General features: G+C 64.2%; 9 protein-coding genes and 1 pseudogene. 9 read left to right on the top strand and 1 reads right to left on the bottom strand.

Translation table 11 applies throughout. The features are described 5' to 3' along the window. The first annotated feature begins 242 nt into the window (after nucleotides 1-242). Entirely contained in the window at nucleotides 243-1,358 is a 1,116-nt protein-coding gene (locus ACLQ8T_RS03385) for a mannose-1-phosphate guanylyltransferase (protein ID WP_128469647.1), read from the top strand. On the opposite strand, the pseudogene ACLQ8T_RS03390 reads toward ACLQ8T_RS03385, so the two are convergent. After that, a pseudogene (locus ACLQ8T_RS03390) lies at nucleotides 1,355-2,357 on the bottom strand (IS481 family transposase). The gene ACLQ8T_RS03385 and the pseudogene ACLQ8T_RS03390 overlap by 4 nt on opposite strands. Before the next feature lie 248 nt (nucleotides 2,358-2,605). On the opposite strand from ACLQ8T_RS03390, the gene betT reads away from it, so the two are divergent. From betT to ACLQ8T_RS03430, 8 genes are all read left to right on the top strand, one after another. Further along, nucleotides 2,606-4,750, top strand: a complete 2,145-nt coding sequence (betT, locus tag ACLQ8T_RS03395; RefSeq protein ID WP_413455690.1) for a choline BCCT transporter BetT — start codon at nucleotides 2,606-2,608, stop codon at nucleotides 4,748-4,750. Beyond that, nucleotides 4,747-6,273 carry an aldehyde dehydrogenase family protein gene (locus ACLQ8T_RS03400; protein WP_413455691.1) on the top strand — a complete coding sequence of 509 codons (1,527 nt, stop codon included), beginning with the start codon at nucleotides 4,747-4,749 and terminating at the stop codon, nucleotides 6,271-6,273. The genes betT and ACLQ8T_RS03400 overlap by 4 nt, the downstream gene beginning before the upstream one ends. A gap of 23 nt (nucleotides 6,274-6,296) precedes the next feature. Continuing rightward, the gene (locus ACLQ8T_RS03405; RefSeq protein WP_073706596.1) at nucleotides 6,297-7,862 is read left to right on the top strand and encodes a GMC family oxidoreductase; all 1,566 of its coding nucleotides are present in this window, start codon (nucleotides 6,297-6,299) and stop codon (nucleotides 7,860-7,862) included. Nucleotides 7,863-8,007: 145 nt separating this feature from the next. Then, complete coding sequence (locus ACLQ8T_RS03410; RefSeq protein WP_413455692.1) at nucleotides 8,008-9,204, top strand: amidohydrolase; 1,197 nt, start codon at nucleotides 8,008-8,010, stop codon at nucleotides 9,202-9,204. Between the two features lie 287 nt (nucleotides 9,205-9,491). Next, nucleotides 9,492-10,580, top strand: coding sequence for a BMP family lipoprotein (locus tag ACLQ8T_RS03415; protein ID WP_413455693.1), 1,089 nt, complete (start codon nucleotides 9,492-9,494; stop codon nucleotides 10,578-10,580). A 141-nt stretch (nucleotides 10,581-10,721) separates the two neighbouring features. Further along, complete coding sequence (locus tag ACLQ8T_RS03420) at nucleotides 10,722-12,320, top strand: ABC transporter ATP-binding protein (RefSeq protein ID WP_413455694.1); 1,599 nt, start codon at nucleotides 10,722-10,724, stop codon at nucleotides 12,318-12,320. Then, entirely contained in the window at nucleotides 12,317-13,522 is a 1,206-nt protein-coding gene (locus ACLQ8T_RS03425; RefSeq protein WP_413455695.1) for an ABC transporter permease, read from the top strand. The genes ACLQ8T_RS03420 and ACLQ8T_RS03425 overlap by 4 nt, the downstream gene beginning before the upstream one ends. After that, nucleotides 13,519-14,790: an ABC transporter permease gene (locus ACLQ8T_RS03430; RefSeq protein ID WP_128469651.1), complete on the top strand. Its 1,272-nt coding sequence runs from the start codon at nucleotides 13,519-13,521 to the stop codon at nucleotides 14,788-14,790. The genes ACLQ8T_RS03425 and ACLQ8T_RS03430 overlap by 4 nt, the downstream gene beginning before the upstream one ends. Nucleotides 14,791-14,794: the final 4 nt, after the last annotated feature.

Below are 14,794 nucleotides of genomic sequence, written 5' to 3' on the forward strand. Positions count from 1 at the left end.
ATATTGCACACAATGAGATTTGACGCACTTGTGCGAGCGTTCCTTGTGCGAGTCTAAACCACTTAGCCAGCTCCGATCTATTTCGTGTCTTGTTCCTGTGAGCATGTTCACCGAAAAGGGGTAATTATGCGCTAAAAGGCCGATATTCCGCCCGTAATACCTCATGGGAGGGTTTCGTATTTAATTTCTTGCACAGGTTTCAATGGACGGGATTATCCACCGAATGAATTAGTCTGGAATGCGTGAATGCAGACCTATTAGCCCGATTCCACGGCGTGATCCCCGCCGGCGGTGTCGGCACCCGATTGTGGCCGCTGTCAAGGGCCTCCGCTCCGAAGTTTTTGCACGATCTGACCGGATCCGGTTCCACGCTGATCCGCGCCACCTATGACCGCCTGGTCCCGCTGGCCGGCGAACGCATCATGGTGGTCACTGGGCGTGCGCACCGCGGAGCTGTCGTCTCCCAGCTGCCCGAGCTCTGCGACGAGGACCTGGTCCTCGAGCCGGAGCCGCGCGACTCGGCCGCCGCCATCGGCCTGGCCGCCGCCATCCTGTACCGCCGCGACCCGAGCATCATCATGGGCTCCTTCGCCGCGGACCAGGTCATCGAGCCGGTCGAGGTGTTCCAGGCAGCGCTGAGCGAAGCGATCCACACCGCCGCCACCGGCAAGATCGTGACCATCGGCATCCACCCGACGCACCCGTCCACCGGCTTCGGCTACATCCAGACCGGCGAGCCGCTGCAGGTGCCCAATGCGCCCTCGGCGCGCGGGGTGGTGCAGTTCGTGGAGAAGCCCGATGAGGACACCGCCCGCAAGTACCTGGCCTCCGGCGGGTTCCTGTGGAATGCCGGGATGTTCGTCGCGCCGGTGAGCCTGATGCTCGAGCACCTGGAAGCCAACGAGCCGGCTCTGCATGCCGGGCTGATGAAGATCGCCGATGCGTGGGAGACCGGGCAGCGCGAAGAAGTGATGCGCGAGGTCTGGGCCGATCTGCCCAAGACCGCCATCGACTATGCGGTGGCCGAGCCGGCCGCCGCGGCCGGGGACGTCGCGGTGATCCCTGGCGTGTTCAACTGGGATGACGTGGGCGATTTCGCCGCGATCGGCCGGCTGAACAAGGCCAGTGCCGATCAGGGCATCATCAACCTGGGCGGCGACGAGGTGCGCGTGTACGCGGACAGCGCGACCGGCGTCGTCTATTCGGACCGCCCGCGCGTGGTGGCGCTGGTGGGCATCGAGGACGTGGTCGTGGTGGATACCGCCGACGCGTTGCTGGTGACCACCAAGGAGCATGCGCAGAAGGTCAAGCAGACCGTGGAGCAGCTCAAGGCCGACGGCGCCACCGAGGTGCTCTAGCTGTAGTTCCCCGTGAGGTTGTGAACACGATCTGACGGAGTAAGACCACCGATCCCGGTATGGGGTCGATGATAATTATAGTGATGAAGCCAGGCGCCGTAGGCTGCGGCCCTGGCTTCTTCGCTGTCATAAGCCCTCACGTACGCCCATTCCTGCGACAACGTCCGGTTGAACCGTTCGACTTTCCCATTGGTCTGAGGCCGATACGGTCGGGTGCGCCGGTGCTTCACGCCCGGCCCCAACGCCTGGGCGAACACCTTGGAACGGTAGCAGGAACCGTTATCGGTCATCACCGCGGTGACGACAATGCCAGCCGCGGCGAAGAATCCACGGGCTCGCTGCCAGAACCCGGCTGCGGTTTCCTTCTTCTCGTCGTTGAGGATTTCGGAATAGGCCAGCCGCGAATGGTCGTCGACCGCGTGATGCAGGAAAAGATAGCCCCGTGACCCCTTGGCGCCCTGGCGTGCCGCACGGTCCCGCGCGGCACCGGCCTGGCGGTCTTGGGCTGAACCGCGACCATGCGCGCGCCAGCCTCCGCCCTTTGGGATGCGGCCCAGTTTCTTGATGTCCACATGCACCAGCTCGCCCGGTGCCTGCTTCTCGTAGCGCACAGGGCGGGGCTTGCGTACCGGCAGCCCGGTGGTTTGGTCCAGATGCGCCAGTTTGGGCATCCGGTAGCGGTCCAGGACGCGTCCGACGGTGCTACGGGGAATGCCGAGGTGGTAGCTGATCCGGTGTGGTCCCCATTGCCGGTTGAAGCGTAGGGCGATGATGCGGCGTTCGTTCTTGCGGCACAGTCGTGTCGGAGAGCAACTAGGGCGTGAGGAGCGGTCGTCGAGGGATTCGTTGGCATGGTATCTCGTTGCCCATTTTTTTGGCTGTTGCGGGCGAGACCTGGAATCGTTCGGCGGCGCGGCGGATGGGCCAGTGCTCATCGATGATCAAGGACGCTAGGCGTCGTCTTCCTTCGGGCGTCAGTGGTGCGTTAGCGTGGGACATGAAGACCTCCGTGCACGATGGTGAGTGTGGTAACCCACATCCTGCCGGAGGTCTTCTTCATTCGCTAGTGTTCACAACGTCCCGGGGAACTACATCTAGCGCAGCTTCGCCCCTGCTGGGGGAGCACAGGATGTTACTGCCCGGTATTTTCTGGGACTTCCTTTGACCTGCGCAGATATGGCATTCTAGGTGGGGTTTTGTCCTGCGGTGCTTTGGCGCCCTTGCCGGGCATTGATAGGTTGGTAGCCATGACTACGGCCAAGATCAGTTCCGAACCGTCCGAATCCGCAAAGCCCGCGCCGCCGGGCTCGCTGCCGCAGCCGGGCAAGACCCGGGTCAACAAGGCAGTCTTCTACGGCTCTGCGCTGCTGGTGCTGGCCATCGCCCTGTGGGCCATTATCGACCGCGATTCCGCCAACCTGGCCATCAGCGCCGCCGTAACCTGGATTGGCCGGAACTTCGGCTGGTACTACACCCTGGTGGTCGTCGCGGTGCTCGTCTTCGTGATCGGCGTCGCGATCTCGAAGGTGGGCAAAACCCGGCTGGGCCCGGATCATTCGCGCCCGTCCTTCAACATCTTCACCTGGGCGGCAATGCTCTTCGCCGCCGGCATCGGCATTGACCTGATGTTCTTCTCGGTGGCCGAGCCGGTCACCCAATACCTGGCTCCGCCGGCCATGGAGGGATCCACCGTCGAGGCGGCTCGCCAGGCGCTGGTGTGGACGCTGTTCCACTACGGCCTGCTCGGCTGGGGCTTGTATGCGCTGGTGGGACTGGCCCTGGGCTACTTCGCCTACCGCCACAATCTGCCGCTGTCCATCCGCTCGGCGCTCTACCCGATCCTGGGCAAGCGCACCGAAGGCTGGGTGGGGCACAGCGTGGACATCGCCGCGATGCTCGGCACGATCTTCGGCATCGCCACCTCGCTGGGCATCGGCGTCGCGCAACTGAACTACGGGCTGAACTATATGTTCGGCATTCCCGAAAACCGCTCCTGGCAGATCATCCTGATCGTCGCCGCCGTGGTGATGGCGACCATCTCGGTGCTCACCGGTGTGGAAAAGGGCATCCGCCGGCTCTCCGAGATCAACGTGCTGCTGTGCGTTGCGCTGATGCTCTTCGTGCTGATTGCCGGCTCCACCGCCTACCTGTTCGACGGCATCGTGAACAACATCGGCGACAGCCTGTCGATGTTCCCTTCGATGGCGCTGGACACCTTCGCCTACGACCGCCCCGATGAGTGGCTCAACGGCTGGACACTGTTCTTCTGGGCCTGGTGGATCGCCTGGGCGCCGTTTGTCGGCTTGTTCCTGGCCCGCATTTCCCGTGGACGCACCATCCGCCAGTTTGTCACCGGCGTGCTGGTGGTGCCTTTCGCTTTCATCCTGCTGTGGATCTCGATCTTCGGCAACAGCGCGTTGGCGATCGTCCGCTCGGGCAATCAAGCCTTTGGCGAGGTCGCGATGAACACCCCGGAACGGGCCTTCTACTCGCTGCTGGACCAGATGCCCGGCGCACCGATCACCGCGGCGATCGCCACCTTCACCGGATTGCTGTTCTACGTGACCAGCGCCGACTCCGGTGCCCTGGTGATGGCCAACTTCACCTCGCACCTGAAGGATCCGCAGTCCGACGGCTCCAAGCCGGTGCGATTGTTCTGGTCGCTGGCCACCGGCTTGCTGACCTTGGGCATGCTCTTCGTCGATGGGATCTCCACCCTGCAGGGCGCCACGGTCATCATGGGCCTGCCCTTCTCCTTCGTGCTGCTGCTGATCATGCTGGGGCTGTTCAAATCCCTGCGCATGGAATCGGCGCTGGCCGATCGCTACCGCAACAACATGCACAAGGTGCTCACCAGCCGGATGGGATCGGGCGCCGAGAAGCGCAATTGGAAGCAGCGGCTGTCCCGGGCCATGTCCTATCCCGGGCACCGCTCGGCCAAGCGCTACCTGGGGCAGGTCGCATTGCCGGCCCTGCAGGAAGTCAGCGAGGAATTCACCGCCCGCGGCGCCACGGTGGCGCTGGATATCGAGCAAGTGGCCAACCTAGAGCTGAACTCGTTGGACCTGGTGGTGGAAAACGGCGCCGAACGGCCCTTCAAGTACCAGATCTATCCGGTGCAGCTGCCGGTGCCCACCTACGCCCGCGTCTCGGCCGGCACCGATGTGTACTACCGCCTGGAGGTCTTCTCCCAGGAAGGCAGCCACGGCTACGACCTGATGGGGCTCACCAAGGAACAGCTGATCTGCGATGTGCTGGACCAGTATGAAGCCCACCTTGAATTCCTGGAAGCGCAAACCGAATCGGCGGCTCCCAGCCAGATTAATTCCGACGGCGCGTCCAAAACCGACTGGGAATCAGATTTCGAAACAACCCTGAAAGAGGAAGCATGAGTTCTCCGAGCAACCAGAATCCGCTCCTGCACCATGGCGCGACGCTGTTCATCGACGGCGCTTTCACACCCGCGGCCAGCGGCGAAACCCGCACCATCAACTGCCCGGCCAATGGGGAAGCGGTGGCCACCGTTTCCGAGGCAGGGGAAGTCGATTCGATCAAGGCCATTGAAGCTGCCCGCCGCTCGTTCGATTCGGGCATCTGGTCCAGCGTGCCGGCCGCGCAGCGAGGGGACTTCCTGCTGAAAGCCGCCGAGCAGCTGGTGGCGCGCAAGGCTGAATTCGCGCTGGCCGAAACCCTGGACACCGGCAAACGCCTGGTCGAATCCGAGCTGGACATGGACGACATCATCGCCTGCTTCCGCTACTTCGGAAAGCTGGCTGGACAGGAAGCCGGCCGCGTAGTCGATGCCAACGACCCGAATGTCATCTCGCGGATCGACTACGAGCCGGTGGGCGTGGCCGCCATGATCACCCCGTGGAACTACCCATTGCTGCAGGCGGCATGGAAGATCGCTCCGGCTTTGGCCGCGGGCTGCTCCTTCGTGCTCAAGCCGGCCGAATTGACCCCGTCCACCGCGATCTTGATGATGGAGGTCCTCAAGGACCTTGGGCTGCCAGCTGGCGTGGCCAACCTGGTCACCGGCGCCGGCGCGCAGGCTGGCGCGGTGCTCTCGGAGCACAAGGACGTGGATCTAGTCTCCTTTACCGGTGGCCTGGTCACCGGGCGCAAGGTCGCCGCCGCTGCCGCTGGCACGGTGAAGAAGGTGGCCTTGGAGCTGGGCGGCAAGAACCCGAATGTGGTCTTCGCCGATGCGGACTTCGACGCTGCGCTGGATAATGCCCTCAATGGGGCGTTCGTGCACTCCGGGCAGGTCTGCTCCGCCGGCGCGCGCCTGGTCATCCACGAATCGATCGCCGAGAAGTTCGTCGACGAGCTGGTGCGCCGCGCGCAGCAGATTACCCTGGGCGGGCCCTTCGACCAGAAGGCGGAGACCGGCGCGCTGATCTCGGCAGCCCATCTGGAAAAGGTAGACGCCTATGTGCAGGCCGGCATCGCCGAGGGCGCGCGGGTGCGCTGCGGCGGACGCCGGGCCACCGAACAGGACGGCGCCGGCCTGGGCTCCGGCCATTTCTACCTGCCAACGGTCATCGACCAGGTCACCGGTTCGATGTCGGTGGCCCAGGACGAGGCCTTTGGCCCGACCATCACCGTGGAGACCTTCTCAACCGAGGATCAGGCGGTGGCCATCGCCAATGACACCATCTACGGCCTGGCTGGGGCTGTCTGGTCGCAGGATGCTGGAAAGGCCGCGCGCGTGGCCAAGCGCCTGCGCCACGGCACCATCTGGATCAACGACTACCACCCCTACCTGCCGCAGGCTGAATGGGGCGGCTTCGGCCAGTCCGGGGTGGGCCGCGAACTGGGCCCGACCGGCCTGGGCGAATACCAGGAAGCCAAGCACGTCTACCAGAATCTGAACCCGCAGGTTACCGGTTGGTTCGCACAGAAGCAAAGCTGAACGAGAAAGGGCATAGCGTGAGCATGCATAAGAAGGATTTCGACTACATCGTTATCGGCGGCGGCTCCGCCGGCGCGGCGGTAGCCTCCCGGCTGAGCGAAGACCCCTCGGTGACGGTGGCGCTGGTGGAAGCCGGTCCCGATGACCGCGGCTATGATGAGGTCCTGCAGCTTGACCGCTGGATGGAACTGCTCGAATCCGGCCTTGACTGGGACTACCCGATCGAGGAGCAGGAGAATGGCAACTCGTTCATGCGCCATGCGCGGGCCAAGGTGATGGGCGGGTGCTCCAGCCACAACTCCTGCATCGCTTTCTGGGCGCCGCGCGAGGACATCGACGAATGGGAGTCCAAGTTCGGTGCCACCGGCTGGAACTCGCAGATGGCTTACCGCCTGTACAAGAAGCTGGAAACCAATGAGGATGCCGGCCCGCAGGCGCCACACCATGGCGATTCGGGTCCGGTGAAGCTGATGAATGTGCCGGCCAATGACCCTTGCGGCGTGGCGATCCTGGATGCCGCCGAACAAGCTGGCATCCCGCGCGCGAAGTTCAACAATGACCAGACCGTGGTCAACGGTGCGAACTTCTTCCAGATCAACCGCCTGCCAGATGGCACACGCTCCTCCTCCTCGGTGTCTTACATCCACCCGATTACCGGCCGGGAGAACTTCTTCCTGCTCACCGGGCTGCAGGCGCGCAAGCTGAATTTCGACGCGTCCAAGCGCTGCACTGGCGTCGACGTGGTGGACGGAGCCTTCGGGCGCACCTCGACCCTGAACGCGGCCCGCGAGGTCGTGGTCTCGGCCGGCGCCATCGATTCGCCCAAGCTGCTGATGCTTTCGGGTATCGGCCCGGCCGAGCACCTGGAGGAGGTCGGCGTTCAGGTGCTGGTCGACTCCCCGGGCGTGGGCGAGCACCTGCAGGACCACCCGGAGGGCGTGATCCAGTGGGAAGCGAAGAAGCCCATGGTCGAATCCTCCACCCAGTGGTGGGAGATCGGCATCTTTACCCCGACCCGCGAAGGCCTGGACCGCCCGGATCTGATGATGCACTACGGGCAGGTGCCTTTCGACATGCACACCCTGCGCCAGGGCTACCCCACCGGGGAGAATACCTTCTGCCTGACCCCGAATGTCACCCATGCGAAGTCGCGCGGCACCGTGCGCTTGCGCAGCTGCGACTTCCGGGACAAGCCGAAGGTCGATCCGCGCTACTTCACCGACCCTGAAGGCCATGACGCGAGGGTGATGACTTTCGGCATCCGCAAGGCACGCGAGATCGTCGCCCAGTCCCCAATGGCTGATTGGGCCGGCGAGGAGCAGTTCCCGGGCAAGGATGTGCAAACCGATGACCAGATCTTCGACTACCTGCGTCGCACCCACAACACCGTCTACCATCCAGCCGGTTCGGTTCGCATGGGCGCCGAAGATGATGCGATGAGTCCGCTGGATCCGCAGCTGCGGGTCAAGGGCGTGAGCGGCCTGCGGGTGGCTGATGCGTCGGTGATGCCGGAGCTGGTGACGGTTAATCCGAACATCACGGTGATGATGATCGGCGAGCGTTGCGCCGAGCTGATCCAGCAGGACTAGAGCCCTGTCGCAGGGCGGCGGCGGGCACCGGAGAACCGGGGCCCGCCGCCGTTCTGCTTCATGCGACTGTTGCGCGGTGCGCGTGAACATTACGCAAAACTGTCATTTCCGCCGCCGTGCCGAGTATCGTCAAAAGGTGTCCACCGTGAATGAAAATGGCAATTTGGCTTCCGTCAGCGGCTTCACCGAGCCGCTCACCGACCAGCTGATCGGCTTCCGCCGCGAGCTGCATCGCAACCCGGAGCTCTCTTTTGCGGAGCACCAGACTACCGAGCGGATCCTCGAGGCATTGCGCGCCGCCGGCCTGTCGCCGCAGAAGATGGCCGACACCGGCGCCTTCGTGGACATCGGCGAAGGCCCCATCCGCATTGCGCTCCGCGCTGATATCGACGCGCTGCCAGTGGTGGAGGAAACCGGTCTGGAGTACGCCTCGATGACCGAGGGCGTGGCGCACGCCTGCGGCCACGACATCCACACCACCGTGATGCTCGGCGTGGCGCTGGCGCTGGGTAGGGTCCATGCCGCCGGCCAGCTCGACGGACGCGTGCGGGTGATCTTCCAGCCTGCCGAGGAGAAGCTTCCCGGCGGGGCGCTGTCGGTGATCGGGCAGGGCCTGCTCGATGGCGTGCCGCGGATCCTCGCGCTGCACTGCGACCCGCGGATCGACGCCGGGCATATCGGCACCCGCATCGGCGCGATCACCTCGGCCAGCGACACCATCCGCATCGAGGTCAATGGCCGCGGCGGGCACACCTCGCGACCGCACCTGACCGAGGACATCGTCTTCGCCATTAGCCAGATCGCCACCCAGGTGCCAGCCGTGCTCGGCCGGAAGGTCGACGTGCGCTCGGCGGTTTCGGTGGTCTGGGGGCAGATCCACGCAGGCAGCGTGCCCAACGCGATTCCCGCCACCGGCTACCTGGCCGGCACCATGCGCTGCCTGGATGGGGATGTCTGGTACGAGGCCGGCGAGCTGCTGGATGCGGCGGTGCGCCAGATCGCCGCACCCTACGGCGTGGAGATCAAGCTGCAGCACACCCGCGGGGTGCCGCCGGTGGTCAACGCCCCCGCAGAGACCTCATTGATCGAGGATGCCGCGCGCCGCGAGTACGGCGCCGACGCGATCGAGCTGACCCCGCAATCCATGGGCGGGGAGGACTTCGCCTGGATGACGCAGAAGGTTTCCGGCGCGATGCTGCGGCTGGGAACCCGCACCCCGGGTGGCAAGACCTACGACCTGCACCGCGGGGACTACATCCCGGACGAATCGTGCATCGGCGTCGGAGTGCGCATCATGGTGGCTGCCGCCCTGCAGGCCGTGCATGAGGCGAACGCCAAATAAGGCGTTGGCCACAGTAAACCCAAAAATTTTTAACAATTCTTTGACACCTTAACAATTCGGTCAGTGACTTGGGAATTGACGTTAAGCGCTTGCCGTTTTGCGGCCTGCAAGTTATCTGTTTGTAATCTTTCTCGTCTTTACCTGTGACGTATCTCCGATAGGCTATGGAAACGATGGGAATGCTATGACTTTTGGTGTGCTCGCGTAAGGCCTAGGCAATGGAGCCTTGCACGAGGGTCAGGTGTCTTGCCTCCCGCATTATCTCGCAAGATTCTTTGGAGGAACAGATGCGCTTCGTATCGCGCAAGACCGGTGTGGCGGCAGCCATGCTCGGCATCTCGGCATTAGCTTTGAGCGCCTGCGGCGCTGCACCGGAAGAGAGCAGCTCGGCTGGCCAGTACCCGGACTACGTCGGCTGCATTGTGTCCGACTCCGGCGGATTCGACGACCAGTCCTTCAACGAATCTTCCTTCCGCGGCCTGAAGAACGCCGAGAAGGACCTGGGTATCCAGACCAAGGACGCGGAATCCAAGTCCAACGCGGACTTCGCGACCAACCTCAACGGCATGGTCAACGCAGGCTGCGACCTGACCGTCACCATCGGCTTCCTGCTGGGCGATGCCACCGCCGAGGCCGCCGCTGCCAACCCGGACAAGAACTTCGCGATCGTCGACTTCCAGTACGAGAAGCCGATCGAGAACGTCAAGCCGATCATCTACGACACGGCCCAGGCTGCCTACCTTGCAGGCTACGCCGCAGCTGCCGCCTCGAAGACCGGCACCGTTGCCACCTTCGGCGGCATCAAGATCCCTACCGTGACCATCTTCATGGACGGCTTCGCCGACGGCGTTGACAAGTACAACGAGGACAAGGGCAAGGACGTCAAGCTGCTGGGCTGGAACAAGGACAAGCAGGACGGCACCTTCTCCGGCGACTTCGAGAAGCAGGACAAGGGCAAGCAGATCACCAAGAACTTCATCGCTTCCGGCGCTGACGTGGTCATGCCTGTTGCCGGCCCAGTGGGCAAGGGCGCTGGCGCTGCCGTGGTCGAGGCCAACAACAGCGGCAAGGACGCCAAGCTCGTCTGGGTCGACTCCGACGGCTTCCTGACCGCTCCCGACTACAAGGACGTCATGCTGACCTCGGTGGTCAAGACCATGGACGCCGCAGTCGAGGATGTCATCCGCACCGACGCCGAGGACAACTTCGATTCGACCCCGTACGTCGGCACCCTGGAGAACGGGGGCGTTGCACTGGCACCGTTCCACAACTTCGACGAAGAGATCGGCGAGGACACCAAGAAGGAGATCGAGGCGCTGAAGCAGCAGATCATCTCCGGTGAGCTGAAGATCGAATCGGCCTCCAGCCCGGAGTAGGACTAGGCTAATCAGCCATGGAGCGCGTCACCGCTCGCCGCAGCACAGCGGTGGGCAGGTGACGCGCTTTATGCCTGCCTAAGGGCCAAAACAACTTGCAAGCAAGAACTTCGCCAAACGAACAATGAAGATGGTGGAATCGTGAAACTCGAACTACGAGGAATCTCGAAAGCCTTCGGTTCTTTCTACGCCAACAAAGATATCGACCTGACGGTCGACGACGCCCAGATTCACTGTCTGCTTGGCGAAAACGGTGCTGGAAAGTCCACGCTTATGAACGTGCTCTACGGCCTGTACCAGCCGACCGAGGGCCAGATTTTGCTGGACGGGAAGCCCGTCGAGTTCTCCGGACCGGGCGATGCCATGGCCGCCGGCATCGGCATGGTGCACCAGCACTTCATGCTGGTCCCGGTCTTCACTGTGGCCGAGAACATCGCGCTGGGCGCCGAGACCACCAAGGCTGGCGGCATGCTGGACCTTCAGGTCACCCGCAAGAAGATCCGCGAAATCTCGGACCGTTACGGCTTCGACGTGGATCCCGATGCGATCGTCGAAGACTTGCCGGTGGGCGTGCAGCAGCGCGTGGAAATCATCAAGGCGCTGGTGCGCGATGCGCGCATCCTGATCCTCGACGAGCCGACGGCGGTGCTGACCCCGCAGGAAACCGACGAGCTGCTGGACATCATGCGCCAGCTCAAGGCCAACGGCACCTCCATCGTCTTCATCTCGCACAAGCTGCGCGAAGTGCGCGCGGTCTCGGATGTCATCACCGTGATCCGCCGCGGCCTGGTCATCGATTCGGTCTCCCCGGAATCCTCCACCACCGAGCTGGCCAACCTGATGGTGGGCCGCGCGGTGGAGCTGAACCTGAACAAGGCGGCCGCCACCCCTGGCGCCGCCGCCTTGGAAGTGCGCGACCTGAGCGTCGTCGACCCGGCAGGCACCACCACCTTGGACTCGGTGTCCTTCACCATCCACGAGGGCGAAATCCTTGCAGTGGCCGGCGTGCAGGGCAACGGCCAGACCGAGTTGACCGAAGCGATCCTGGGCACCCAGCCGGTGACCGGCGGCTCGGTGAAGCTGGCCGGCGAAGAGCTGGTGGGCAAGTCGGTGAAGTCGATCCTGCGTTCGGGCCTGGGCTTCGTTCCCGAGGACCGTTCGGTGCACGGGCTGGTCACCCAGTTCTCCATCGAGGAGAACCTGGTGCTGGACCTCTACGACCGCCCGCCGTTCGGTAAGGGCATCTCGATGAACCTCGAGGCGATCAAGAAGAACGCCAAGGAGCAGATCGAGGGTTTCGACGTGCGCACCGACAACCCGCTGAACCCGGCCTCCAGCCTCTCCGGCGGCAACCAGCAGAAGGTCGTCATGGCCCGCGAGCTGAGCCGCGATCTGAAGCTGTTCATCGCCTCGCAGCCGACCCGCGGCGTGGATGTGGGATCCATCGAGTTCCTGCACCGGCGCATCGTGGCCGAACGCGATAAGGGCACCCCGGTGATGATCGTGTCCACCGAGCTGGACGAGGTCATGGAACTGGCCGACCGCATCGCCGTGCTCTACAAGGGCAGGATCAACGGTATCGTGCCGGGGGACACCTCCCGCGAGGTGCTCGGCCTGATGATGGCCGGCGTATCGCAGGAAGAGGCCTTCGCCCAGGCCGAATACGCCAAGGCGGACAAGGAGCCGGTTGAAGCGCAGCCGGCCAGCGAGCACGACAACCAGGAAGGAGAAGCGCAGTGAGCGAGAAAGCACCTGTGGTTCCCGACTCCGGCAAGCCGGGCAACGACCTGCTGCGCCAGATCACCCAGGGACCCGGCCTGGTCTCGGTCCTCGGCGTCATCGTCGCGCTGGTCATCGGCGGCCTGCTGATCGCGGTCACCGACGAGAAGGTTGGCGAAACCGCCGGCTACCTGCTGGCCAAGCCCTCGGCGTTCTTCAGCGAATTCTGGCGTGCCGCCACCGAAAGCTATGTGGCGCTGTTCAACGGCTCGATCTACAACTCCACGCAGGGCTTCAAGCCGTTCCTCGAGACGCTGACCGTCTCCACCCCGCTGATCTGCGCCGGTTTGGGCGTGGCGGTGGCCTTCCGCGCCGGCCTGTTCAACATCGGCGCGCAGGGCCAGATCATCATCGGCTCGGTGCTGGCCGCCTACATCGGCTTCGCCTGGCACCTGCCGATCGGCCTGCACCTGTTGCTGGTCATCGTCTTCGGCCTGCTCGGCGGCGCGATCTGGGGCGGACTGGTGGGCCTGCTCAAGGCCAAGACCGGCGCCCACGAAGTGATCCTCACGATCATGTTCAACTACGTGGCCGTATACCTGATCGACTTCCTGATGAACACCCAGGCCTTCCGCCGCCCCGGCGAGACCAACCCGATCTCGCCGATCCTCGACAGCTCGGCCATCTTCCCGGCGATCCCCGGCTCGCGCCTGCACCTGGGCTTCGTGATGGCGGTGCTGCTGGTGCTGGCAGTGGCCTGGATGCTCAAGCGCTCCACCGTGGGCTTCGAATTCCGTGCCGTGGGGCATAACCCCGAGGCCGCACAGACCGCCGGCATCAACGTCGCGCGCACCACCATCATCGCGATGGCGCTGGCCGGCGCCCTGGCCGGCGCCGCCGGCGTGGCCCAGGTGGCGGGCACCGAAAAGGTGCTCACCGGCGGCATTGCCGGCTCGCTGGGCTTCGACGCGATCACCGTGGCTCTGCTGGGCCGCTCCACCCCATGGGGCACCTTCTTCGCCGGCCTGCTCTTCGGCGCATTCCAGGCCGGTGCGGTGAACATGCAGATCACCACCGGCACCCCGATCGACATCGTGTCGGTGGTGCAGTCGCTGATCGTGCTGTTCATCGCCGCACCTCCGCTGGTGAAGGCCATCTTCGGCATGAACCGCAAGAAGAAGCGCAGCTCCAAGCTCGAACCTACTAAGGCAGGTGCCAAGTGACCGCAACCACCTTGCAACCAGCAATCAACGTCTTGCCGAGCAAGAAGACCCCGATCATCCTGACGGTGATCGCCGTGATCACCTTCTTCAGCTTCGGCCTGCTGGGCAACGACCAGGCAGCGCACTTCACGCTGAACAGCGCCGGCGACGCCTTCGAGCTGCCGGAACTGATCTTCCCGGGCCGGATCACCAACATCGTGTTCGGCGTGCTGCTGCTGGCCATCGCCGCCTACTCGTGGATGCAGCGCAAGCAGGGCAAGGCGCTGGCCACCTGGATGATCGCCGTCGCGGCCATCCTCTTCGTGCTCGGCTTCCTGGTGTGGGTGGTCTCCGGCGCCAACATCAACAGCATCTCGCTGGCCAGCCTGCTGGCCGGCGGCGTGGTGCTGGCCGTGCCGCTGGTCTTCGGCTCCCTGTCCGGCGTGCTCTCCGAACGCGCCGGCGTGGTCAACATCGCCATCGAGGGCCAGCTGCTGGGCGGAGCATTCACCGCGGCCATCGTCGCCTCGGTGACGCAGAACGCCTTCGCGGGCCTGATCGCCGCCGGCCTGGCCGGCGCCGTGGTGTCCCTGGTACTGGCACTGTTCTCCATCAAGTACGTGGTCAACCAGATCATCGTCGGCGTGGTGCTCAACGTGCTGGTCTCCGGCATCACCGGCTTCCTGTTCACCACCGTGATGCAGGAAGACCCGGAGCTGTTCAACTCGCCGGTGCACCTGCCGGTGGTCGAGATCCCGCTGCTTTCGGCCATCCCGGTCATCGGACCGATCCTGTTCAAGCAGTCGGTCATCGGCTACCTGATGTACCTGGCAGTGTTCCTGGTCTGGTTCGGACTGTTCAAGACCAAGTGGGGCCTTCGGGTGCGCGCCGTCGGCGAGCACCCGAAGGCCGCCGACACCCTGGGCATCAAGGTCAACTCGATCCGCTTCTGGAATGTCACCCTCGGCGGCATCGTGGCGGGCATCGGCGGTTCCTTCTTCACCCTGGTGGCAATCGACTCCTTCACGAAGGAAATCTCCGGCGGACGCGGCTTTATCGCCCTGGCCGCGGTGATCTTCGGCCGGTGGAACCCGATCGGCGCCTTCCTGGCCGCCCTGCTCTTCGGCTTCGCCGACAACCTGCAGGTCATCCTGACCATCATCGGCACCCCGGTACCGAGCCAGTTCATGGCCATGCTGCCGTACCTGGTGACCATCTTCGCGGTGGCCGGCCTGGTGGGCCGCTCCCGCGGACCTGCCGCCGCCGGCGAACCGTATGTGAAGGAATAGCGAT

Origin of the sequence: Glutamicibacter sp. FR1 (assembly GCF_047300825.1) — a bacterium.
Classification (GTDB): domain Bacteria; phylum Actinomycetota; class Actinomycetes; order Actinomycetales; family Micrococcaceae; genus Glutamicibacter; species Glutamicibacter nicotianae.

What these genes read in the sequence shown, in the direction of transcription:
- betT (WP_413455690.1), top strand. Translation starts at nt 2,606, where the DNA reads ATGACTACGGCCAAGATCAGTTCCGAACCGTCCGAATCCGCAAAGCCC.
- ACLQ8T_RS03400 (WP_413455691.1), top strand. Translation starts at nt 4,747, where the DNA reads ATGAGTTCTCCGAGCAACCAGAATCCGCTCCTGCACCATGGCGCGACG.
- ACLQ8T_RS03405 (WP_073706596.1), top strand. Translation starts at nt 6,297, where the DNA reads ATGCATAAGAAGGATTTCGACTACATCGTTATCGGCGGCGGCTCCGCC.
- ACLQ8T_RS03415 (WP_413455693.1), top strand. Translation starts at nt 9,492, where the DNA reads ATGCGCTTCGTATCGCGCAAGACCGGTGTGGCGGCAGCCATGCTCGGC.